Origin of the sequence: Streptomyces sp. NPDC102360 (assembly GCF_044766085.1) — a bacterium.
Lineage (GTDB): Bacteria > Actinomycetota > Actinomycetes > Streptomycetales > Streptomycetaceae > Streptomyces.
Genome location: NZ_JBIWLG010000006.1, coordinates 418526 through 439974, shown reverse-complemented (window position 1 = coordinate 439974; position 21449 = coordinate 418526). Strand labels below are relative to the sequence as shown.

Annotated in this window: 20 protein-coding genes; 14 read left to right on the top strand and 6 right to left on the bottom strand. The window is 71.3% G+C overall.

Annotated features, from left to right (window positions below; translation table 11 throughout):
• Positions 1-13: 13 nt before the first annotated feature.
• The gene (locus ACIRHA_RS25395) at positions 14-1228 is read left to right on the top strand and encodes a hypothetical protein (protein WP_403849955.1); all 1215 of its coding nucleotides are present in this window, start codon (positions 14-16) and stop codon (positions 1226-1228) included.
• Here ACIRHA_RS25395 and ACIRHA_RS25390 read toward each other — a convergent pair.
• Positions 1225-2466, bottom strand: coding sequence for a glycosyltransferase 87 family protein (locus ACIRHA_RS25390; RefSeq protein ID WP_403849952.1), 1242 nt, complete (start codon positions 2464-2466; stop codon positions 1225-1227). The genes ACIRHA_RS25395 and ACIRHA_RS25390 overlap by 4 nt on opposite strands.
• A 92-nt stretch (positions 2467-2558) precedes the next feature.
• Here ACIRHA_RS25390 and ACIRHA_RS25385 point away from each other — a divergent pair, with 92 nt between their 5' ends.
• On the top strand, positions 2559-3710 hold the full coding sequence (locus tag ACIRHA_RS25385) for a glycosyltransferase family 4 protein (protein WP_403849949.1): 1152 nt from the start codon (positions 2559-2561) through the stop codon (positions 3708-3710).
• Positions 3711-3969: 259 nt separating this feature from the next.
• Here ACIRHA_RS25385 and ACIRHA_RS25380 read toward each other — a convergent pair whose 3' ends face one another.
• Complete coding sequence (locus tag ACIRHA_RS25380; RefSeq protein ID WP_403849946.1) at positions 3970-5766, bottom strand: AMP-dependent synthetase/ligase; 1797 nt, start codon at positions 5764-5766, stop codon at positions 3970-3972.
• Positions 5767-6087: 321 nt separating this feature from the next.
• Between ACIRHA_RS25380 and ACIRHA_RS25375 the strand changes: the two genes are divergently transcribed.
• The 6 genes from ACIRHA_RS25375 to ACIRHA_RS25350 all read left to right on the top strand — a co-directional run bounded on the left by ACIRHA_RS25375 (position 6088) and on the right by ACIRHA_RS25350 (position 11065).
• Positions 6088-6849, top strand: coding sequence for a metallophosphoesterase (locus ACIRHA_RS25375; RefSeq protein WP_403849943.1), 762 nt, complete (start codon positions 6088-6090; stop codon positions 6847-6849).
• A gap of 88 nt (positions 6850-6937) precedes the next feature.
• Complete coding sequence (locus ACIRHA_RS25370) at positions 6938-7375, top strand: SRPBCC family protein (protein WP_403849940.1); 438 nt, start codon at positions 6938-6940, stop codon at positions 7373-7375.
• A gap of 208 nt (positions 7376-7583) precedes the next feature.
• A complete protein-coding gene (locus ACIRHA_RS25365) occupies positions 7584-8684 on the top strand; it encodes an ArsA family ATPase (protein ID WP_403849937.1) in 1101 nt (366 codons plus the stop codon).
• A 68-nt stretch (positions 8685-8752) separates the two neighbouring features.
• Complete coding sequence (locus ACIRHA_RS25360; RefSeq protein ID WP_403849934.1) at positions 8753-9214, top strand: DUF5304 domain-containing protein; 462 nt, start codon at positions 8753-8755, stop codon at positions 9212-9214.
• Between the two features lie 53 nt (positions 9215-9267).
• Positions 9268-10221, top strand: a complete 954-nt coding sequence (locus ACIRHA_RS25355) for an ROK family glucokinase (protein ID WP_399234615.1) — start codon at positions 9268-9270, stop codon at positions 10219-10221.
• Between the two features lie 67 nt (positions 10222-10288).
• The gene (locus tag ACIRHA_RS25350) at positions 10289-11065 is read left to right on the top strand and encodes an endonuclease/exonuclease/phosphatase family protein (protein WP_403849930.1); all 777 of its coding nucleotides are present in this window, start codon (positions 10289-10291) and stop codon (positions 11063-11065) included.
• Positions 11066-11067: 2 nt separating this feature from the next.
• On the opposite strand, the gene ACIRHA_RS25345 is transcribed toward ACIRHA_RS25350, so the two are convergent.
• Both ACIRHA_RS25345 and ACIRHA_RS25340 read right to left on the bottom strand, forming a co-directional pair.
• Entirely contained in the window at positions 11068-11775 is a 708-nt protein-coding gene (locus tag ACIRHA_RS25345; protein ID WP_403849927.1) for a hypothetical protein, read from the bottom strand.
• Positions 11768-12565, bottom strand: coding sequence for an alpha/beta hydrolase (locus ACIRHA_RS25340; RefSeq protein ID WP_403850163.1), 798 nt, complete (start codon positions 12563-12565; stop codon positions 11768-11770). The genes ACIRHA_RS25345 and ACIRHA_RS25340 overlap by 8 nt, the downstream gene beginning before the upstream one ends.
• Positions 12566-12870: 305 nt before the next feature.
• On the opposite strand from ACIRHA_RS25340, the gene ACIRHA_RS25335 reads away from it, so the two are divergent.
• The 5 genes from ACIRHA_RS25335 (at position 12871) to ACIRHA_RS25315 (ending at position 17856) form a co-directional block, all read left to right on the top strand.
• Positions 12871-13623, top strand: coding sequence for a lysophospholipid acyltransferase family protein (locus tag ACIRHA_RS25335; protein ID WP_403849924.1), 753 nt, complete (start codon positions 12871-12873; stop codon positions 13621-13623).
• 66 nt (positions 13624-13689) lie between these two features.
• Positions 13690-14913 carry a MacS family sensor histidine kinase gene (gene macS / locus ACIRHA_RS25330; protein ID WP_403849922.1) on the top strand — a complete coding sequence of 408 codons (1224 nt, stop codon included), beginning with the start codon at positions 13690-13692 and terminating at the stop codon, positions 14911-14913.
• 47 nt (positions 14914-14960) lie between these two features.
• The gene (locus tag ACIRHA_RS25325; protein WP_403849919.1) at positions 14961-15641 is read left to right on the top strand and encodes a response regulator; all 681 of its coding nucleotides are present in this window, start codon (positions 14961-14963) and stop codon (positions 15639-15641) included.
• 52 nt (positions 15642-15693) lie between these two features.
• A complete protein-coding gene (locus ACIRHA_RS25320) occupies positions 15694-16722 on the top strand; it encodes a 6-phosphofructokinase (RefSeq protein ID WP_403849917.1) in 1029 nt (342 codons plus the stop codon).
• Between the two features lie 129 nt (positions 16723-16851).
• On the top strand, positions 16852-17856 hold the full coding sequence (locus ACIRHA_RS25315; protein WP_403849914.1) for a 2-hydroxyacid dehydrogenase: 1005 nt from the start codon (positions 16852-16854) through the stop codon (positions 17854-17856).
• On the opposite strand, the gene ACIRHA_RS25310 is transcribed toward ACIRHA_RS25315, so the two are convergent.
• Positions 17802-19685, bottom strand: a complete 1884-nt coding sequence (locus ACIRHA_RS25310) for an anthranilate synthase family protein (RefSeq protein WP_403849912.1) — start codon at positions 19683-19685, stop codon at positions 17802-17804. The two genes, ACIRHA_RS25315 and ACIRHA_RS25310, sit on opposite strands and share 55 nt — an antisense overlap.
• Positions 19686-19805: 120 nt before the next feature.
• Positions 19806-19865, bottom strand: coding sequence for a trp operon leader peptide (locus tag ACIRHA_RS25305; RefSeq protein ID WP_351338815.1), 60 nt, complete (start codon positions 19863-19865; stop codon positions 19806-19808).
• Positions 19866-19974: 109 nt separating this feature from the next.
• Between ACIRHA_RS25305 and ACIRHA_RS25300 the strand changes: the two genes are divergently transcribed.
• On the top strand, positions 19975-21327 hold the full coding sequence (locus ACIRHA_RS25300; RefSeq protein WP_326019301.1) for a class II 3-deoxy-7-phosphoheptulonate synthase: 1353 nt from the start codon (positions 19975-19977) through the stop codon (positions 21325-21327).
• The last annotated feature ends 122 nt before the right edge of the window (positions 21328-21449 follow it).

Genomic DNA, 21449 nt, shown 5'->3' with positions numbered 1-21449 from the left:
TACGATCGACAAGATGGCTGGTCGACGGCGTGCGGTGGGCAGGGCGGGGAGTGCGGTGGCACTGGGCGCCCTGCTCGTCGGGCTTTCCGCGCTCTCCGGGTGCGGCGCGGACGAAGGACCGAAGGGCGCGGACGCGTCCGCCGTGCAGCGGGTGCTCGACCAGCGGGCGCACGCCGTCGTCACCCGGGACGGGCCCGCGTACCGGTCGACGGGCAGCGCGGAGCCGGGCCTGCTCGACGATCTCTCCGAGGTCCCGCTCGACTCCTGGCAGTACAAGCTCACCCACCTGAAGCGCTCCGGGACCCGCGCCACCGCCACGGCCGACCTCCGTTATCGGGTCGACGGCTACGACAAGGCTCCCGTGGTCGCCGAGCGCAGGCTGACACTGGGGCACGGCGACGACGGCTGGTACGTCACCGGGGACCGGCCCGGGAAGAAGGCCGGTGAGCAGCTGTGGGAGCAGGGCCCGGTGACCGCGGTGAAGGGCGCGCACAGCCTGGTGCTCGGGGTCGGCAAACCACGCTCCGAACTGCGCTCGTACGCGAAGCTCGCCGACGAGGCGGTGCCCTCGGTGCAACGCGCGTGGGGCGATGAATGGGCGCGCCGGGTCGTCGTCCTGGTGCCCGAATCCCTCAACGAGATGGGCGAGTTGCTGGGCGCTCCCGCCGCCGGCTACCAGGGGATCGCGGCCGTCACGACGGGCGAGGCGGGCGGTCCCCGGACGGCGCCCGCGGACCGGGTGATCCTCAACCCCGAGGCGTACGGAGTGCTCGGCGAGGTCGGCAAGCAGGTCGTCCTCACCCACGAGACCGCCCACGTCGCCACCCGCCGCGCGACGTCCGCCGCGACCCCGCTGTGGCTCTCCGAGGGGTACGCGGACTGGGCGGGCTACCGCGAGAGCGACCGCACACCGGACCAGGCGGCGCCCGAGCTGCGCCGCGCGGTCGAGCAGAGCACGGCGCCGGCCGAGCTCCCCGACGACGCGGACTTCGGCTTCTCCGGCGACTCCGCCAAGCTCGCCCGCGCGTACGAGAGCGGCTGGCTCGCCTGCCGGATGATCGCGGACCGCTGGGGCGAGGCGAAGCTCAACGCCTTCTACACGGCGGTCGGCGGCCACAAACAGCGCGCCGGGGCCGTCGACGCGGCGCTGCGACAGGCCCTCGGCATCGACGAGCAGGAGTTCGTCGCGCAGTGGCGGGACTACGTCCGCTCCGAGCTGGGTTCCTAGCGGGCGGTGAGCGTGTCGTCGTGCGCGGTCTGGACCGGCGGCGGGCCGGGGTCGGCGAGCCGGGGCTCGGTCACCGTGGCGCGCCACAGCCGGCGGCAGGCGCTGAGGGAGGCCACGACCAGCAGGCCGTTGCGTACGAAGAGGAGGGTGACGCCGAGCGGGTCGCTGGACACCACGTTCCCGAAGTACAGCGGGAACTCCAGGAACGTCACAAAGGTCGCCGCGAGCACGAGCCACACCGGCAGCGTCATCCGGCTGTCGTGGAACAGCAGGCAGACGGCGGCCACGCCCACCAGCCACACCATGTACTGGGGGCTGATCACCCGGCTCGTCGTCGTGAACAGCAGCACCGCGGTCAGGCCCGCGTCGGCGAGCGTCGCGGACTGCCAGGCACGCGCCCTGAGCCGCCACAGCACCAGCCAGCCGAACGCGAGCGCCGTGAGCACCTGCGCCAGCGTGCTGACCACGTCCACGTGCGGGCCGAGGAACTCCATCGAGCCGTAGTTCAGCTGCACCGTGCCGTTCCAGCCGAACTGGCGCGCCACGTGGAAGACGAGGGCGCCGAGGGACTCCACCTCCGTGCCCCGGTCCTTCTGGAAGGCGAGGAAGCCGAGCGCGCCCGGCATCGCGACCGTGAAGGCGACGAGCAGCCCGGCGGCCGTCAGGACCGCCGTGCCCCACGTCTGCCGGGTGGCCCGGCCGCGCCGCGTGCCGAGCAGCAGCAGCGCCGGCCACACCTTGATCATCGCGCCGATCGCCGCGAAGACGCCCGCGGCCCTCGGATGCCGGGCCGCCGCGAGCAGCGCCGCGATCGCGACGGCCGTCACCATCACGTCGTAGCGCGCGTAGACGGTCTGTCCGAGCAGCGGCAGACCGACGACCCACACCCAGGTGCCGCGCCGCGAGGCTCCCCGCCGCTCGGAGACGTACAGGAGCATCAGCAGGACGACGGCGTCCGCCAGGAACGCGAGCAGGAAGAAGGCGGAGGCGTACTCCAGGAAGGGCAGCAGCGCGGGGGAGAGGATCGCCATCGCGGCGGCCGGCGGGTACTGCCACGTCACGTCGTCCAGAGGGAACGTTCCGCTGCGCAGCACGTCGAACCAGCCCTGGTAGATCACGTGGACGTCGCTGGTGACATCGGGACCCGGAACCACGATCACCTTGAAGACGCACAGCAGGAGCAGCGCCCGGGTCAGTACCCAGGTGACCAGGAGCCCGGCGGGCGTTCGCGACTTCATTCGAGACATGATGCCGGGAAGCCCTGTGGCCTGGCCATGGACCCCCGCGGCGCGGCGGCCCCCGCCGGACGCGTTCGGTACTGTCGGCGGTGATGCGCCAGACACCGAAGACTCTGCTCGTGACCAACGACTTCCCGCCGCGCCCCGGCGGGATCCAGGCGTTCCTGCACAACATGGCGCTGCGCCTGGACCCGGAGCGGCTCGTCGTCTACGCCTCGACGTGGAAGCGCAGCCGGGAAGGGGTCGAGGCCACGGCGGCCTTCGATGCCGAGCAGCCGTTCACCGTGGTGCGCGACAACACGACGATGCTGCTGCCGACCCCGCGCGTGACCAGGCGTGCGGCGGGGCTGCTGCGGGCGCACGGCTGTACGTCGGTGTGGTTCGGGGCGGCGGCGCCGCTCGGTCTGATGGCGCCGGCGCTGCGCAGGGCCGGTGCGGAGCGGATCGTCGCGACGACGCACGGGCACGAGGCGGGCTGGGCCCAGCTCCCCGCGTCCCGGCAGCTGCTGCGGCGGATCGGCGAAGGCACGGACACGATCACGTACCTCGGCGAGTACACGCGCTCGCGGATCGCGGCGGCGCTCACGCCTGCGGCGGCGGGGCGGATGGCACAACTCCCGCCGGGGGTCGACGAGAAGACGTTCCACCCGGGGTCGGGCGGGGACGTGGTGCGGGCCCGGCTCGGCCTGACGGACCGTCCGGTCGTCGTCTGCGTCTCCCGCCTGGTCCCCCGCAAGGGCCAGGACACCTTGATCCTCGCCATGCCGAAGATCCTGGCGGCGGTGCCGGACGCGGTGCTGCTCATCGTCGGCGGCGGGCCGTACGAGAAGGACCTGCGGCGGCTGGCGCGGGAGACCGGGGTCGCGGACTCCGTGCGCTTCACGGGATCCGTGCCGTGGGAGGAGCTGCCCGCGCACTACGGCGCGGGTGACGTCTTCGCGATGCCGTGCCGTACGCGGCGGGGCGGGCTCGACGTCGAGGGCCTCGGCATCGTCTACCTGGAGGCCTCCGCGACCGGGCTCCCGGTCGTCTCCGGCGACTCCGGCGGGGCGCCGGACGCGGTGCTCGACGGTGAGACGGGCTGGGTCGTCCGCGGCGGCTCGGAAACGGAGTCCGCGGACCGCATCGTGACCCTCCTCCAGGACCCGGAGCTGCGCCGCCGGATGGGCGAGCGGGGGCGTGAGTGGGTCGAGGAGAGGTGGCGCTGGGACCTGCTGGCGGATCGGTTGCGCGGGTTGCTGTAACCGGTTGGACGGGGCCGGGGCCGTCGGCAGCGGTGCGCGGCACCGTGGTGCCGCCTTGCCCACCCTGCCGCCCAAGGCGGCAGATTGCCCAAGGCGGGGCGGCAAATCAAGCCCCTGCGGCGATTGAGCAGATCCAGCCCCGCCGGCGTTTGAGGCGCGGGGTCCGGGGCGGAGCCCCGTGGCGTGGGAAACGACGGGCGAAACGCAACATCCGCCGCAACGCGCACAACACGCGCCCGGCGGATGCCACCCGGTACCGCTACCCGCGGTAGATCGCCTCGACCTCGTCCGCGTAATCCTTCGCCACCACATTCCGCTTCAGCTTCAGCGAAGGCGTCAGGTGGCCCGACTCCTCGGTGAACTGGGCGCCGAGGATGCGGAACTTGCGGACCGACTCCGCCTTGGACACCGCCGCGTTGCCGTCGTCCACGGCCGCCTGGACCGTGGCCAGCAGGTCGGGGTCGTGCTGGAGCGAGGCCACCGTGGACCCGGCCGGCTTGCCGTGGTCCGCGGCCCACTTGCCGAGGAACTCCTCGTCGATGGTGACGAGCGCGCCCACGAACGGGCGACCGTCGCCGACCACCATGCACTCGGCGACGAGCGCGTGCGCGCGGATCCGGTCCTCGATGACGGCCGGGGCGACGTTCTTGCCGCCCGCCGTCACGATGATCTCCTTCTTGCGGCCGGTGATCCGCAGGTACCCGTCCTCGTCGAGGGTGCCGATGTCACCGGAGTGGAACCAGCCGTCGGCCAGCGCCTCCTCGGTCGCGCCCTGGTTGTTCCAGTAGCCGGTGAAGAGGTGCTCGCCGTGCAGCAGCACCTCGCCGTCGTCGGCGATCCGGACCACGGACCCCGGCAGCGGCTGGCCCACCGTGCCGATCTTCTGGCGGTCCCACGGGTTGAAGGCCGTGGCCGCGCAGGACTCCGTCAGCCCGTAGCCCTCCAGGACCGTGAAGCCGATGCCGCGGAAGAAGTGACCGAGCCGCTCGCCGAGCGGCGCGCCGCCCGAGATCGCGTACTCGCCGCGCCCGCCGAGGACGGTGCGCAGCTTCCCGTAGACGAGCTTGTCGAACGTCTTGTACTTGAGCTTCAGGGCCAGCGAAGGACCGTTCGGGCTGTCGAGCGCGCGGCTGTACTCGATCGCCGTGTCGGCGGCCTTGTCGAAGATCTTGCCCTTGCCGTCGGCCTGCGCCTTGGCGCGCGCCGAGTTGTAGACCTTCTCGAAGACGCGCGGCACACCGAGGATCAACGTAGGCCTGAAAGCGGCCAGTTCATCGGTGAGCTGCTTGATGTCGGGGGCGTGGCCCAGCTTGATCGGGGCCATCAGCGAGGCGACCTCGACGAGGCGGCCGAAGACGTGCGCCACCGGGAGGAAGAGGAGTACGGAGCACTCGCCCGTACGGAACAGGGGGCCGAGGCGGGCCACGATGTTGCCGCACTCCGCGAAGAAGCTGCGGTGCGTGAGGACACAGCCCTTGGGGCGCCCTGTGGTGCCCGAGGTGTAGACGATGGTCGCCGGGTCGTCGGCCTTCGCGATGGCGCTGCGGTCGTCGACCATCCCGTCGGAGAGCTCGGCGCCGGCGCGGTACAGCTCGTCCAGGCCGCCGCCCTCGATCTGCCAGACGTCCCGCAGCTCGGGCAGCCGGTCGCGCACGGAGGCGACGGCCGCGGCGTGCGCGTCCAGCTCGACGAGGATGCCGACCGCGCCCGAGTCGCCGAGGATCCACTGGATCTGCTCGGGCGAGCTCGTCTCGTAGACCGGAACGGTGATCGCGCCCGCGCTCCAGATCGCGAAGTCGAGCAGCGTCCACTCGTAGCGCGTGCGCGACATGAGCGCGATGCGGTCGCCTGCCTGCACGCCGGACGCGATCAGCCCCTTGGCGGCCGCGCGCACCTCGGCGAGGAACTGGACGGCCGTGACGTCCTGCCACGTGCCGTCGATCTTGCGGCCGAGCACGGCGACATCAGGGTGCTGCGCGGCGTTTCTGCGAACGATGTCGGTCAGATTGCCGTCCGCGGGGACCTCGTACAAAGCGGGAAGGCTGAACTCGCGCAAGACTGCTGCTCCTCGTAGGGCGCCGGCGCCACTCTTCTGTGATGCGTCGGTGCGGTCCAAGATCGGGCAGGTGCACAGTGCATCAATGAATTGCCCGCCCGAACTCGGCGTCACTCATTGCTTGAACTGAACACGACTGGACTGCCCGGACGTTACCCACCGGTACTGCTTCTTCGATAGGGGGGTCGGACCAGATGTACGCTGCGTCACACGTCGCCGCGACCGTCCTCGCACCCTAGTCCAGGAGCCGAGCGACTCGGAAGTAACCGCAGGTCCGAGGCCTCTACCCATTCCGGGACCCATCGTCCTAGGGTGATCGGTATGCGCGTACACGTAGTCAGCGATGTGCACGGAAACTCCACCGACCTCGCACGAGCCGGAGACGGCGCCGATGCCGTCATCTGCCTTGGTGACCTGGTGTTGTTCCTTGATTACGCAAATCACTCGCGCGGCATTTTCCCCGAATTGTTCGGAGTCGAGAACGCGGACCGCATCGTCGAACTGCGCACGGCCCGCCGTTTCGAGGAGGCGCGCGCCTTCGGCAGGGAGCTGTGGGCCGGCATAGACCGTGTCCCTGCCATCGAAAAAGCGGTGCGGAAGCAGTACGCGGAGATGTTCGCGGCGTTCCCCACACCGACGTATGCGACCTACGGCAATGTCGATATGCCGAAACTCTGGCGCGAGTACGCCGCACCCGGCACGACCGTGCTCGACGGGGAGCGCGTCGAGATCGGCGGCCGGGTCTTCGGCTTCGTCGGCGGCGGGCTCCGCACGCCGATGCGCACGCCGTACGAGATCGACGACGAGGAGTACGCCGCGAAGATCGAGGCCGTGGGCGAGGTCGACGTGCTGTGCACACACATCCCGCCGGAGGTTCCCGACCTCGTCTACGACACCGTGGCGCGGCGGTTCGAGCGTGGCAGCCGCGCCCTCCTGGAGGCGATTCGCCGGACCAAACCCCGGTACTCGCTCTTCGGCCATGTCCACCAGCCGCTCGCGCGGCGGATGCGGATCGGGGCCACGGAATGCGTGAACGTCGGCCATTTCGCGGGGTCGGGCAGGCCCTGGGCGCTGGAGTGGTGACAGCGTGAGCGCATGCGCGCGATAGCCTTCAGGCGACACACACGCAGGCACGGCGCATCCATGACCGGTATCCGGAGGAGCCACGGCGATGGCGGAACACACCAGCTCGAGCATCACGATCGAGGCGGCCCCCGCCGATGTCATGGGGGTGATCGCCGACTTCGCCCGCTACCCGGACTGGACGGGTGAGGTGAAGGAGGCGGAGGTCATCGCCGAGGACGGGTCCGGCCGCGCCGAACAGGTCCGGCTCGTCATGGACGCCGGAGCGATCAAGGACGACCAGACGCTCAAGTACACCTGGGCCGGCGAGAACGAGGTCTCGTGGACCCTCGTGAAGTCCCAGATGCTGCGCTCCCTCGACGGCTCGTACGTGCTGAAGCCGGCGGGTGAGGGGACCGAGGTCACGTACTCCCTCACGGTCGACGTGAAGATCCCCATGCTCGGCATGATCAAGCGCAAGGCCGAGAAGGTCATCATCGACCGCGCGCTGGCAGGCCTGAAGAAGCGCGTCGAGACGGGCGAATAAGCCCCGCCGGCGATCGAGCCCTTCAAGCCCCTGCGGCGCTTGAGCAGGCTTTTCAAGCCCCTGCGGCGATTGAGCAGCGGGGTCCGGGGCGGAGCCCCGATCTTTCAGCCCCGCCGGCGTTTGAGGCGCGGGGTCCGGGGCGGAGCCCCGAGGCCCCGGTGCCGCGCGCCGATCACGGGGGCGCCCACCACCGGTAACCTCGAACCCCATGCGCACCCTTCTCGTCACCGGCCCCGGTGGCTCAGGCAAGACGACCATCGCCGCAGCCACCGCCCTGAAGGCCGCCCGCCAGGGCCAGCGCACACGACTCATCACCGCGGCCCCGGCGCCCGGGCTCCCCGGCGTGGAGGTGACCCGCCTCACCCCGGCCGACGACTTCCGCCGCGACCTCCTCGCCCTCCAGGAACGCGCCGCCTCCGGCCTCGAACTCCTCGGCGCCGCGAAGCTGGACGCCGACGAGCTCACGCCACTGCCGGGCAGCGAGGAACTGGCGCTGCTCCGCGCGCTGCGGACCGCCGCGGAGGGAGACGAAGACCTGCTGGTCGTCGACCTGCCGGCCGCCCCGCGGGCCATCGACACCCTCGCCCTCCCCGAGCAGCTCCGCCGCTACCTGCGCCGCCTGCTCCCCGCGGAGCGCCAGGCCGCGCGCGCCCTGCGCCCCGTACTCGGCCGGCTCGCCGGGGTGCCGATGCCCGCACAGTGGCTGTACGAGTCCGCCGCCCGCTGGGACGCCGAACTCGCCGCCGCGCAGGCCGTGATCGACGCGGGCACCACCCGGGTACGGCTCGTCGCGGAGCCCACCCGGGCCGCCGCCGAGACCCTGCGCACCACCCGTACCGGCCTCGCCCTGCACGGCCTCGACGTCGAGACGGTCGTCGCCAACCGGCTGCTCCCCGACGGCTCCACCGACCCGTGGCTCGCCGACGCCGCCGCCCGCCAGCGCAAGGTCGTCGCCGAGTGGCCCGGCGCGTACGAGCTGCCCCACCTGGGCCGCGACCCGCGCCCCGAGGACCTGGACGTACCGGTGCCGGTGACCCTGCCGGGCCCCCGTGACCCGTGGCCCGTGGAGGACCGGCTCGGCGAGGACGGCGTCCTGGTGTGGCGGATACCGCTGCCCGGAGCCGTCCGCGAGGAGCTGAGCCTGGTGCGGCGCGGCGACGAACTGGTCGTCGGCGTGGGCCCGTTCCGGCGGATCGTCCCGCTGCCCTCCGCGCCCCGCCGCTGCACCGTGGCGGGCGCGGGCCTCGTCGACGGCGAACTCCGTGTCCGCTTCGCCCCCGACCCGGATCTGTGGCCGCACAACCGATGAACGGGGCGCACCCGTTCGGGTAACGTCGAAGGGGTAACCGGTCCAGCTCTCCGCAGGAGTCAGCCGTCATGAGCGACGCCACCGAGCAGCCCGTCCACCAGGCCGACGACGACGCCTGGGAGAAGGCGTGTGCCGAGGATCTCGAGGAGGAGCGGGCCCGCCGCAGGGCCGAGTACGGTCCGCCGCCCGGATCCGCGGCCGAGGAGCTGAAGAAGCTCGTCGACGCCGTCACCGACAAGCTCTCGTCCGTGCAGGCCCCGTTCCTCGGGGCGGTCGCGCAGGGCACCGCGGAGCAGGTCGCCAAGCAGGCCGTCCGGCAGGCCCGCTCCGTCATCGAGCCGGTCATCGACCGCAACGCGGACGTGTTCGACCACCTGGCCGCCGCGGGCACCGAGCTGCTCGCCGCCTACCGCTCCGCGGTCGAGGGCCAGGAGAGCCGCTGGACCCAGCGCACCCAGGAGCCCGCCCCGCCGAAGGACGCCAAGCCCGAGGACGAAGGCCCCGGCGGAGAGCACATCGACCTGGACTGAATGCCGCTCGGTTAAGGTGGGCCGTAGCGGGGCTCGACCGAACTGAGGGATCCATGGGACTGACCATCGGCGTCGATATCGGCGGCACGAAGATCGCGGCCGGTGTGGTCGACGAGGAAGGCAACATCCTCTCCACGTTCAAGGTGCCGACGCCTTCCACGCCTGACGGGATCGTCGACGCGATCGCCTCGGCCGTGGAGGGTGCCAGGGCCGGACACGAGATCGTGGGTGTGGGGATCGGTGCCGCCGGTTACGTCAACCGCCAGCGCTCCACCGTGTACTTCGCGCCGAACATCGACTGGCGCCAGGAACCGCTGAAGGAGAAGGTCGAGGCGCGCGTCAAGCTGCCCGTGGTCGTCGAGAACGACGCGAACGCGGCCGCCTGGGGCGAGTACAAGTTCGGCGCGGGCAAGGGCCATCGCAACGTCATCTGCATCACGCTCGGCACCGGCCTCGGCGGCGGCGTCATCATCGGCAACAAGCTGCGCCGCGGCCACTTCGGTGTGGCCGCCGAGTTCGGCCACATCCGCATGGTGCCGGACGGCCTGCTGTGCGGCTGCGGCTCGCAGGGCTGCTGGGAGCAGTACGCCTCCGGGCGCGCGCTCGTCCGCTACGCCAAGCAGCGCGCCAACGCCACCCCCGAGAACGCCTCGTACCTGCTCTCGCTCGGCGACGGCAGCCCCGAGGGCATCGAGGGCAAGCACATCTCGTCGGCCGCCCGCGAGGGCGACCCGGTGGCCGTCGACTCGTACCGCGAGCTGGCCCGCTGGGCCGGCGCGGGCCTGGCCGACCTGGCCTCGCTGTTCGACCCGTCGGCGTTCATCGTCGGCGGCGGCCTCTCGGACGAGGGCGAGCTGGTACTCGACCCCATCCGCAAGTCGTACAAGCGGTGGCTGGTCGGCGGCAACTGGCGGCCCGTGGCCGACGTGATCGCCGCCCAGCTGGGCAACAAGGCGGGCATGGTCGGCGCGGCCGACCTCGCGCGGGAGCCCGACCCCGTCATGTGACGTACCTACGCACCTGGTGCCCGTCGTTCCCCGTGGGGGCGGCGGGCACCGGCGTATCTTGATCTTCATGGACTCCGGCTCGCTCCCCGAAGCACGCACCGAACTCCCCAAGTCCCGTACAGAAGCGGATGGTTCGGCCGTCATTCGCGTCCTCAGTTACAACATCCGCTCGATGCGCGACAGCCCCGTCGCCCTCGCCCGCGTGATGAAGGCCTGCGCCCCGGACCTCGTACTGATCCAGGAGGCGCCCCGGTTCTTCCGCTGGCGCAAGCACCTCGCCCGGCTCGCCCGCGCCGCCGACCTGGTGATCCTCTCCGGGGGCGGCAGCGCCGCCGGGCCCGCGTTGCTCTGCTCGCTGCGAGCCACCGTCGAACGCACGGAGGACGTGCTGCTTCCGCTCACGCCCGGACTGCACCGGCGCGGCTTCGCGACCGCTGTCGTGCGGTTCGGGGGCGTCCGGGTGGGCGTCGTCAGCTGCCATCTGAGCCTGCAGAAGGACGAGCGGTACGCGCAGGGCGGGATGCTGCTCGACCGGGTCGAGGCGATGGACGCCTCGGGAGTGCGGCATGTCGTGGTGGGCGGGGATCTCAACGAGCGGCCCGGCGGGCGCACCTTCCGGCGCCTCGCGGGCGCCCTCAACGACGCCTGGGCGACCCGGCCCTGGGGCGACGAGTACACCTCGACGCCGGCCGATCCCCATCAGCGTATCGACGCGATCCTCGCCACCAAGGGTATCGAGGTGCTGGGGTGCGGGGTGCCGGAGTTCCTGGACCGGGACGAGCTGAGGGCGGCCACCGACCATCTGCCGGTGCTCGCCGCCCTCCGTGTCCCCGCCGCCGAATAGCTTCAGACCACGGCGCCGCGGCCCGGATCGTCGCCGTCCTCGTCGTCGCCCGGTGACATCCGGGCGACGAGCGTGCCGAAGCCGCCGAGGAAGCCGCCGATGCACAGCGTCGCCAGCCACCACGTCATGTCCCAGCCCAGCAGCACCGCGAGGAGCAGCAGGGTCGGGCCGCCGACCACCGCGAGCCAGGCGAACCTGGCCGTGACGTCGCCTTCCGGCAGCGGGGGCGGCTCGGGCGGGACGAAGTGGCCCTCGTCGGCGCCGTCGAAGTCGTCGTCCGAGGGCTCGGGCGCCGCGTGGTCGCGGGGGCCGGGAGCGGAGGCGATGCCTGGCGCGAAGGAGACCGAGGAACCGAGGGAGCTCTGCTCGCCCCGGTCCTGGCCCTTGTCCTCACCCTTCGCCTTGTCCCGGTCCTGACCTTGGCCCTGGTCCTTGGCGTCTTTCTTCAGGGGGCTCCGCTGGGTGTCCGACGGCCGCTCCGGTGACTCGTTGGTCTCCGGTTCGAGCAGTGCCAGGTCCTCCACCGACTTGAACGGCTTGGCGCCCGGCGGGTCCGGCGGCTCCTCCCCGTAACCGGCGACGATCGCCGCCCACGCGGCGTCCTCGTCGCTCGGCAGGAGGGGATCGCGCGACTGCCCGCCGGTCTCCTCCTGGTCGTGCGGTTCCGAGCTGTCCGGCCGCTCGGACCCGCCCCGCTCCTGCTCAGTCACCCGGTCCCGTCCCTTCCACGCCCTCGCTGGGGATCTTGCCGACTTCGGGAGCGAGCCGGTCGAAGAACGCGTAGCTCTCCTCGAAGATCCGGTCCGCGTCATGGTCCAACGTCGCCACGTGGTAGCTCTGTTCCAGCAGGATCTCCGTGACGTCCGTGGACGAGACGCGGCCGAGCACACGCGCCGAGTCGGCGGGCGGCACCACATGGTCGTTCATGCTGTGCAGCACCACCAAGGGCTGTGTCACCTGCGGCAGTTCACGGTCGACGAGCTGGAAGAAGCGGCGCAGCTGGTACACCGCGTGCAGCGGCATCCGGCCGTAGCCGAGCTCTTCCACGCCCTCCTTGGCGATGTCGCTGGCGATGCCCTTCACCGAACGCACGAGGTGCCGGGTGACCGGAAGCGTATGCGCGGCCAGGTCGTGCACCTTGTTGCCGGGGTTCACCAGGACGAGGCCCGCGATCTCGTCCCCGTGCTTGGCCGCGAGGCGCAGGGCGAGCGCGCCGCCCATCGACAGGCCGCACACGAAGACCGTGGAGCAGCGCTCCGTGAGTTCGCGCAGGGCGAGGTCCACCTCCGCGTACCAGTCCTGCCACGCGGTGACGGCCAGGTCCTCCCAGCGCGTGCCGTGGCCCGGCAGCAGCGGGAGCGAGACGGTCAGGCCGCGCTCGGCGAGGTATTCGGCCCAGGGCCGCAGCGACTGGGGTGATCCGGTGAATCCGTGACAGAGGAGGACGCCGACCTCGCCGCCGTCATGGCGGTACGGCTCGGCTCCAGGAAGGACCGGCACCTTCGGTCTCCTGTTCATGGCAGAGAAACGGTGGACGGACGTGCGGGGGAACGAGCTGAAGAGCAACGCTGAAGAGCAACAGCGACCTGGACCTCACGGTACGCGACCGGACTGACACCGACCAGGGTCGTCGGCCCCCTGGGCGGCCCCGCGGGTGCTGTGTCTTCCCGGGGGACAACCCCCGGACCCCCGGCCGGACAAGCCGGTCGGCCAGGGTCATCGGGCCCCTGGGCGGCCCCGCGGGTTAAGGTCGGATCCTCGGACTGGTCCCGGTACGAGGTCCGGGCACGAGGGAAGGCAGTGGGTTGATCTACGGCGCAATGAAGGTGGCCATCGGAGGGCCGCTGAAGCTCGGTTTCCGGCCGTGGGTGGAGGGCCTCGAGAACATTCCCGCCGAGGGCCCCGCGATTCTCGCCAGCAATCACCTCTCGTTCTCCGACTCGTTCTTCCTCCCCGCCGTCCTCGACCGCAAGGTCACCTTCATCGCGAAGGCCGAGTACTTCACCACCCCCGGGGTCAAGGGCAAGATGACGGCCGCCTTCTTCAAGGGCGTCGGCCAGCTGCCCGTGGACCGCTCCGGCTCGCGGGGCGCGGGTGAGGCCGCCATCAAGAGCGGCGTCGAGGTCCTGGAGCGCGGCGAGCTGTTCGGCATCTACCCGGAGGGGACGCGTTCCCCCGACGGCCGCCTCTACCGCGGCAAGCCGGGCGGCCTCGCGCGCGTGGCGCTGTCCACCGGCGCCCCCGTCATCCCCGTCGCCATGATCGACACGGAGAAGATCCAGCCCCCGGGCAAGGTGATGCCGAAGCTGATGCGGCCGGGCATCCGCATCGGCAAGCCGCTCGACTTCAGCCGCTATCACGGCATGGAGGGCGACCGCTTCGTCCTGAGGGCTGTCACCGACGAGGTCATGTACGAGATCATGAAGCTTTCCGGCCAGGAGTACGTCGACATCTACGCGACGGCCGCCAAGCGGCAGATCGCGGACGCGGAGAAGGCGGCCAAGGCGGAGAAGGAAGCGGCGAAGAAGGCGTTGGAGAAGGAACGGGGCGGCTCCTAGCCGCGTCGTTCTCAAGAAGTGCCCAGAAGCGGACGTACCCAGAAGTGCCACGGGGGGACAGGGGACATGGGGAACACGGCCGGGCGCGAGCGCGTCGTGCGGATGTCGGTCGAGCAGCCGCTGTGGCGCGCCCTCACCGGGTACCGCCTGCTGACCCTCGTCTACGCGGTCGGTCTTTTCGCCTCCTCGTACGAGGTGTACGAGCGCCCGTGGGTCGGTGTCGGCTACTTCGTGGTCATCACGGTGTGGACGCTGACGACGCTGCCGCAGGTGTCGGGCGCCCGGCGCTGCACCAAGCGGTTCCTCACCGCCGACCTGACGATCGCCGTCGCCGGCATCCTGCTCTCGCCGGTCGCCGGGCACGAGCGGGCCGCCACCGGAGGTGCCACCCTGCCGTCGATCTGGACGGCGGGCGCGGTCCTCGCCTGGGCGCTCAAGGGCGGCTGGCGGTGGGCGGCCGGAGCCTCCCTGCTCATCGGCGTCGCCAACGTACTGCAGCGCGGTGACATCACCCGCGGCCTCGTCCACAGCGTCCTGCTGGTCTGCATCGCCTCCATCGCGATCGGCTACGTCGTGGAGGTGGCCCGCGCCTCCGAGCGCACCCTCGCCCGCGCCCTGGAGATCGAGGCGGCGACGCGCGAGCGGGAGCGCCTCGCCCGCGACATCCACGACAGCGTGCTGCAGGTCCTCGCGATGGTGCAGCGCCGTGGCACCGCCCTGGGCGGCGAGGCGGCGGAGCTCGGCCGGATGGCGGGCGAGCAGGAGGTCGCGCTGCGCACCCTGGTCGCCGGGGGCCTCGTGCCGGCCTCCCGTGTCTCCGAGGACGCGGAGAGCGGCGCGCTCGTACGCGGCGAGGTGGAACCGGAGGAACTGGACGAAGCGGCCGAGGGGGACGGCGCGGACGCCCGCGATCTGCGCCCCCTGCTCGCCGGGCACGCCGGTGGACGCATCACTTTCTCGGAGCCGGGCGCCCCGGTGCCGATGCGGCCCGCCGCGGCCCGCGAACTGGCCGCCGCTGTCAGTGCCGCATTGGACAATGTGCGTCGGCACGCGGGCGCGGACGCCAGCGCGTGGATCCTCGTCGAGGACGAGTCGGACGCGGTGATCGTGACGGTGCGGGACGACGGTCCGGGCATCCCGGAGGGCCGCCTCGCGCAGGCCGAGGGCGAGGGGCGGCTTGGCGTCGCCCTGTCGATCAGGGGCCGGCTGCGCGACATCGGCGGCACGGCCGAGCTGATCTCGGTCCCCGGCCAGGGCACCGAGGTCGAACTGCGCGTACCGAAGAAGTAGTTGAGGAAGGGCCCGCGAGGGTCACGGGGGAAGGCAGGGCAGGAGAGATGAGCGAACCGAACGGATCCATCAAGGTCATGGTGGTCGACGACCACCCGATGTGGCGCGACGCCGTAGCCCGCGACCTGGGCGCGGCCGGCTTCGAGGTCGTCGCCACGGCCGGTGACGGCGAGCAGGCGGTGCGCCGCGCGCAGGCCGCGGGCCCCGACGTCCTCGTCCTCGACCTGAATCTGCCGGCCAAGCCGGGCGTACAGGTCTGCAAGGAACTCGTCGGCGCCGACCCCCGCCTGCGCGTCCTCGTGCTGTCGGCGAGCGGTGAGCACGCCGACGTACTGGAAGCGGTGAAGTCCGGCGCCACCGGCTATCTGCTCAAGTCCGCCTCCACGGACGAGCTGATCGACGCGGTGGGGCGCACCGCCGTCGGCGATCCCGTGTTCACGCCGGGCCTCGCCGGCCTCGTCCTCGGCGAGTACCGGCGGCTCGCCTCGGACCCGTCCCCGGCCGGTGGCGGCGACGAGCCGGGCGCCGCCCCGCAGCTCACCGACCGGGAGACCGAGGTGCTGCGGCTCGTCGCGAAGGGGCTGAGCTACAAGCAGATCGCCGAGCGCCTGGTCATCTCGCACCGCACGGTGCAGAACCACGTGCAGAACACCCTCGGCAAACTCCAGCTGCACAACCGCGTGGAGCTCGTCCGGTACGCGATCGAGCGGGGTCTGGACGACGACTGACCCCGCGCGGGAGAGTGGCCCCAACCACTCGCCGTGACAAGGGAGTTACGCCATGAGGGTCGGAGTTTTGACCGGAGGCGGTGACTGCCCCGGACTGAACGCTGTCATCCGGGGCATCGTGCGCAAGGGCGTTCAGGAGTACGACTACGACTTCGTAGGGTTCCGCGACGGCTGGCGCGGGCCCCTGGAGAACGACACCGTCCCTCTCGACATCCCCGCGGTGCGCGGCATCCTGCCCCGCGGCGGCACCGTCCTCGGCTCCTCGCGGACCAACCCCCTCCAGGCGGAGAACGGGATCCGCCGCGTCAAGGAGAACCTCGCCAAGCAGGAGGTCGAGGCCCTCATCGTGATCGGCGGCGAGGACACCCTCGGCGTCGCGGCCCGGCTCGCGGACGAGTACGGCATCAAGGTCGTCGGCGTACCGAAGACCATCGACAACGACCTCTCCGGCACGGACTACACCTTCGGCTTCAACACGGCCGTCGGCATCGCCACCGAGGCCATCGACCGGCTGCACACCACCGCCGAGTCCCATATGCGGGTCCTCGTCGTCGAGGTCATGGGCCGGCACGCGGGCTGGATCGCGCTGCACTCGGGCCTGGCCGGCGGGGCCAATGCCATCCTCATCCCCGAGCAGCGCTTCGACGTCGAGCAGGTCTGCGCCTGGGTCACCTCGCGCTTCCGGTCCTCGTACGCGCCGATCGTGGTGGTCGCCGAGGGGGCGATGCCGCGCGACGGCGACGTGGTGCTGAAGGACGAGTCCCTGGACTCCTTCGGGCACGTGCGCCTCTCCGGCGTGGGGGAGTGGCTCGCGAAGCAGATCGAGAAGCGCACGGGCAAGGAGGCGCGGACCACGGTCCTCGGCCATGTGCAGCGGGGCGGCACGCCGTCCGCCTTCGACCGGTGGCTGGCCACCCGGTTCGGGCTGCACGCGATCGACGCGGTGCGGGACGGGGACTTCGGGAAGATGGTGGCGCTGCGGGGGACGGACATCGTGCGGGTCCCGATCGCCGACGCGACGTCCCGGCTGAAAACGGTGGATCCGGCGCTGTACGAAGAGGTGGGCGTCTTCTTCGGCTGACGCCAATCGCCGCAGGGGCTGTTTATAGCCCCTGCGGCGATTGAGCAGGCCCGTCCGGCAGGACTTTCGGGAAAGGGCGGGGTGGGGGACTGATCGCCGCACGGGCTTGGTCCGCCTAGACTCGCCCGCATGGAGATTCTCGCATTCGGGGTTCAATCGGACGAAAAGCCGCTCATCGAGAAGGCCTTTGAAGGGCACCACGACGTCCGCTGCGTCGACGTCTTCCTCAACGAGGACACCGCTCCGATCGCGGCCGGCTACGAGATCGTCTCCACCAGCGTCAACGCCACCCTCAACCACCGCGTGCTCCAGACCCTCGCGGCCGGCGGCACGCAACTGATCGCCCAGCGCTCCACCGGGTTCAACAACATCGACCTCCAGGTCGCCGAGCGGCTCGGCCTGACCGTGGCGCGCGTCTCGTACTACTCGCCGTACTCGGTCGCCGAGTTCGCCTGGACCCTCGCGATGGCCGTCAACCGCCGCATCGTCCGCGCCAGCACCCGCACCCGCGACTTCGACTTCCGCCTCGACGGGCTGATGGGCCGCGATCTGCGGGGCCGCACCGTCGGCGTGCTCGGCACCGGCAAGATCGGTGAGGCCTTCACCCGGATCGCGCACGGCTTCGGCATGAACCTGCTCGGCTGGGACGTAGCCGAGGATCCGAACTGCACGGCCCTCGGCATGAAGTACGTCGACAAGGAGCAGCTGTTCGCGGAGGCGGACGTCATCAGCCTGCACGTGCCGCTGCTGCCCGCCACCGAGCACATCGTCGACGCCGCCGCGCTGCGCGCCATGAAGGACGACGCGATCCTGATCAACTCCAGCCGCGGCGGCCTCATCGACACCAAGGCGCTCGTCACCGAACTCCGCGAAGGCCGCTTCGCCGGCGTCGGCCTCGACGTGTACGAGGCCGAGGCGGGCCTGTTCTTCCTCGACAAGTCCCTCGACGTCGTCGAGGACGACACCCTGGCCCGCCTCGTCACGTTCCCGAACGTCCTGGTCACGTCCCACCAGGCGTACTACACCGTGGACGCGGTCGGACAGATCATCGAGACCACGGTGCAGAACGTCCTGGACTATCAGGCGGGCCGCCGCTCCGAGAACGTGCTGGTGCCCGCCGAGTCCAGCAGCTGAGCGAGGAGCTCCCGCACGATCCCGGCGCCGCGCAGCGACAGCACCGACTCCGGGTGGAACTGGACGCCGGCGAACGTGGGGCCGCGCAGCGCGTGCACCTCGCCGGTCGCCCGGTCCCGGCTGATCTCCACGTCGTGCGCGGCCAGCTCGGTCGCCGCCCCGTCGTCGCAGGACGCCACGAAGCTGTTGTAGAACCCGACCTTCTCGGTCCGCCCGAACACCTCGACGTCGGTCTGCGCGCCCTGGTACGGCACCTCCTTGCGGACGATCTCCAGGCCAAGCTCCGCCGCGATCAGCTCGTGGCCCAGGCAGACGCCGAGCACGCCGTGTTCGTGGTCGCGGATCACGTCGGCGGTCAGGGCCCGCAGGAAGCGCATCTTCGGGTCGGTGACGTCGGAGGGATCCCCGGGTCCCGGGCCGAGGACGACCGGGCCCTCGTGCGCGAGCACCGCCTCCCGCAGCCCCTCCTCGTCGTAGCGCCGCACCGTCACGTCGAGCCCCGTCGAGCGCAGTACGTGCGCCAGCATCGCGGTGAACGTGTCCTCGCCGTCGACGACGAGCGCGTGCCCGCAGAGGTCGTTCTCGCGCTTCTGCATCCGCAGCCAGAACGGCGCCAGGGATGCCCGCCGCCCGTCGAGCGCGGCCCGCACCCGCGGGTCGTCGGCGAGCGGCGCCCGCGCACCCTCCCCGCGCGGGCGCGCCGGACGCACGCCGAGCGCGGCGAGCACACCGGCCGCCTTCGCGTGCGTCTCCGCGACCTCGCTCGCCGGGTCGGAGCCGCGCACGAGGGTCGCGCCGACCGGGACGCGGAGCCGCCCGGCGGCGTCGATGTCGGCGGTGCGGATCAGAATGGGGGAGTCGAGCGTCTGCGCCCCACCCGCGTCGCGGCCGACGAGCGCGAGCGCGCCCGCGTAGTAGCCGCGGCCGCCGACCTCGTGCCGCTCGATGACCCGGCAGGCGTTCTGCACGGGCGAGCCGGTGACGGTCGCCGCGAACATCGTCTCCTTGAGGACCTCCCGCACATCGAGGGTCGACTTCCCGCGCAGCTCGTACTCGGTGTGCGCGAGGTGCGCCATCTCCTTGAGCCGCGGACCGACGACGACACCGCCCATGTCGCCGACGGTGCACATCATCTTGAGCTCCTCGTCGACGACCATCGACAGCTCCTCGATCTCCTTGCCGTCGGCCAGGAAGTCCAGCAGGTGCTCGGGCGTCGGCCCCTCGGCCGGGTAGCGGTACGTGCCGCTGATCGGGTTCATGACGACGGTGCCGCCGGACATCCGCACGTGCACCTCCGGGCTCGCGCCCACCAGCGTGCGCTCCCCGGTGTGCACGACGAACGTCCAGTACGCGCCCCGTTCCCCGTCGAGCAGCCGCCGGAACAGCGCGAGGGCGTCGGCCCGCGAGAATCCCGCGATCTCACCCTCGTACGTACGACGGATGACGAAGTTGGCGCCTTCGCCCTGGCCGATCTCCTCGCGCAGCACCCGGCCGACGATGTCCGCGTAACGGTCGTCGTCGACGTCGAAGCCGCCGTCACGGACCTGGACGTCGTGGCGCGGGAGCTGTTCCAGGGCCTCGGCGAGCGGGAGCTCGTACGACTCCTCGGGGGTGAGGACCGTGAGCGGGGTGCCGTCGTCGCGGACGTCGAAGCCGCGTTCGCGGATCTGCCGGAAGGGGACGAGGGCGAGCCCTTCGGGGATGTCGGCCAGGCGTTCGTACGCGCCGACCTGGCCGACCAGGACCTCGACCGTGTCCTGCTCGCGGCCGGGTGTGCGGCGGCGCAGGAGGGCGAAGGGGCGGTCGTCGGTGAGCAGGGCGTCCAGCATGAGGAGTGTTCCTTCCAGGGACTTCGTGAGTCGTCGACTTCGAGTCGTCAGGGAGGAACAGCCCGTGAAAACACTGAAGGCCGCCCCTCGGGCGGCCTTCGCGGTTTCGGGAACGCGCAGTCAGTGGGCCGCCGGATGTGCGGTCCACCACCAGGTGCGGTGCAGTTGCTGCGCGAACATGAGCGTCACCGTACCCGATGGCCGGGCGGTGCGGCTCAGACGTGTCGCGTCCGTCTCAAAAGATGAGCGGGGGAATGGACCGGCGACCCGACCCCGTAGTGTTTACGAGGTGACCGTGAACGCTAAGACCAGCGCCAGCGCTGGCAACACCTGGCGAGACCTGCCCGCGGCGCAGCAGCCCGAGTACCCCGATGCCGAGGCTCTGCGCGATGTGATCGCGGACCTCGAGTCGTATCCGCCGCTCGTCTTCGCCGGCGAGTGCGACCAGCTGCGCAACCGCCTGGCGGCCGTCGCCAAGGGAGAGGCGTTCCTGCTCCAGGGCGGCGACTGCGCCGAGGCCTTCGACGCCGTTTCCGCGGACCACATCCGCGCGAAGCTGAAGACGCTGCTCCAGATGAGCGCCGTCCTCACGTACGCGGCCTCCGTGCCGGTCGTGAAGATCGGCCGCATCGCGGGCCAGTACTCCAAGCCGCGCTCCAAGAACACCGAGACCCGCGACGGCGTGACCCTGCCGACCTACCGCGGCGACTCGGTCAACGGCTTCGAGTTCACCGAGGCCGCGCGGGTCCCGGACCCCGAGCGCCTGAAGCAGATGTACAACGCCTCCGCCTCCACGCTCAACCTGGTGCGTGCCTTCACCACCGGTGGCTACGCGGACCTGCGCCAGGTGCACGCGTGGAACCAGGACTTCGTGAAGGCGTCGGCCTCCGGGCAGCGCTACGAGAAGCTCGCCCGCGAGATCGACAACGCGCTGAACTTCATGAAGGCCTGCGGTACCGACCCGGCCGAGTTCAAGGCCGTCGAGTTCTACGCCTCCCACGAGGCGCTGCTCCTCGATTACGAGTCGGCGCTGACCCGCGTGGACTCGCGTACGGGCAATCTGTACGACGTCTCGGGCCACATGGTCTGGATCGGCGAGCGCACGCGTCAGCTCGACCACGCGCACGTCGAGTTCGCCTCGAAGATCCGCAACCCGATCGGGATCAAGCTCGGCCCGACGACGACGGCCGAGGACGCGCTGCAGTACATCGAGCGCCTCGACCCCGACCGCGAGCCCGGCCGGCTGACCTTCATCGTCCGCATGGGCGCCGACAAGGTCCGCGACAAGCTGCCCGAGCTGGTCGAGAAGGTCACGGCGTCCGGTGCGCAGGTCGCCTGGATCACCGACCCGATGCACGGCAACACGTACGAGGCGGCCTCCGGTCACAAGACCCGGCGCTTCGACGACGTGCTCGACGAGGTCAAGGGCTTCTTCGAGGTCCACAAGGCGCTCGGCACGCACCCGGGCGGCATCCACGTCGAGCTCACCGGTGACGACGTCACCGAGTGCGTGGGCGGCGGCGACGAGATCTTCGTCGACGATCTGCACCAGCGCTACGAGACGGCCTGCGACCCGCGCCTCAACCGCAGCCAGTCGCTCGACCTGGCGTTCCTGGTGGCGGAGATGTACCGCGACCAGTGAGCCCGGTTCACTGTAGGTAACGCCGTGGGGGGGGGGGGGCCCGGGGCCGCCCCCCCCCCCCCCCGTGTGTGTGTGGGGGGGGGGGGGCGGGTGTGTTTGTGGCAACCCGCGAAATGGGGCCC

What these genes read in the sequence shown, in the direction of transcription:
- ACIRHA_RS25360 (WP_403849934.1), top strand. Translation starts at nt 8,753, where the DNA reads ATGAGCGACGCCACCGAGCAGCCCGTCCACCAGGCCGACGACGACGCC.
- ACIRHA_RS25320 (WP_403849917.1), top strand. Translation starts at nt 15,694, where the DNA reads ATGAGGGTCGGAGTTTTGACCGGAGGCGGTGACTGCCCCGGACTGAAC.
- ACIRHA_RS25315 (WP_403849914.1), top strand. Translation starts at nt 16,852, where the DNA reads ATGGAGATTCTCGCATTCGGGGTTCAATCGGACGAAAAGCCGCTCATC.
- ACIRHA_RS25390 (WP_403849952.1), bottom strand. Translation starts at nt 2,466, where the DNA reads ATGAAGTCGCGAACGCCCGCCGGGCTCCTGGTCACCTGGGTACTGACC.
- ACIRHA_RS25375 (WP_403849943.1), top strand. Translation starts at nt 6,088, where the DNA reads ATGCGCGTACACGTAGTCAGCGATGTGCACGGAAACTCCACCGACCTC.
- ACIRHA_RS25310 (WP_403849912.1), bottom strand. Translation starts at nt 19,685, where the DNA reads ATGCTGGACGCCCTGCTCACCGACGACCGCCCCTTCGCCCTCCTGCGC.
- ACIRHA_RS25385 (WP_403849949.1), top strand. Translation starts at nt 2,559, where the DNA reads ATGCGCCAGACACCGAAGACTCTGCTCGTGACCAACGACTTCCCGCCG.
- ACIRHA_RS25355 (WP_399234615.1), top strand. Translation starts at nt 9,268, where the DNA reads ATGGGACTGACCATCGGCGTCGATATCGGCGGCACGAAGATCGCGGCC.
- ACIRHA_RS25325 (WP_403849919.1), top strand. Translation starts at nt 14,961, where the DNA reads ATGAGCGAACCGAACGGATCCATCAAGGTCATGGTGGTCGACGACCAC.
- ACIRHA_RS25370 (WP_403849940.1), top strand. Translation starts at nt 6,938, where the DNA reads ATGGCGGAACACACCAGCTCGAGCATCACGATCGAGGCGGCCCCCGCC.
- ACIRHA_RS25395 (WP_403849955.1), top strand. Translation starts at nt 14, where the DNA reads ATGGCTGGTCGACGGCGTGCGGTGGGCAGGGCGGGGAGTGCGGTGGCA.
- macS (WP_403849922.1), top strand. Translation starts at nt 13,690, where the DNA reads ATGGGGAACACGGCCGGGCGCGAGCGCGTCGTGCGGATGTCGGTCGAG.
- ACIRHA_RS25365 (WP_403849937.1), top strand. Translation starts at nt 7,584, where the DNA reads ATGCGCACCCTTCTCGTCACCGGCCCCGGTGGCTCAGGCAAGACGACC.
- ACIRHA_RS25350 (WP_403849930.1), top strand. Translation starts at nt 10,289, where the DNA reads ATGGACTCCGGCTCGCTCCCCGAAGCACGCACCGAACTCCCCAAGTCC.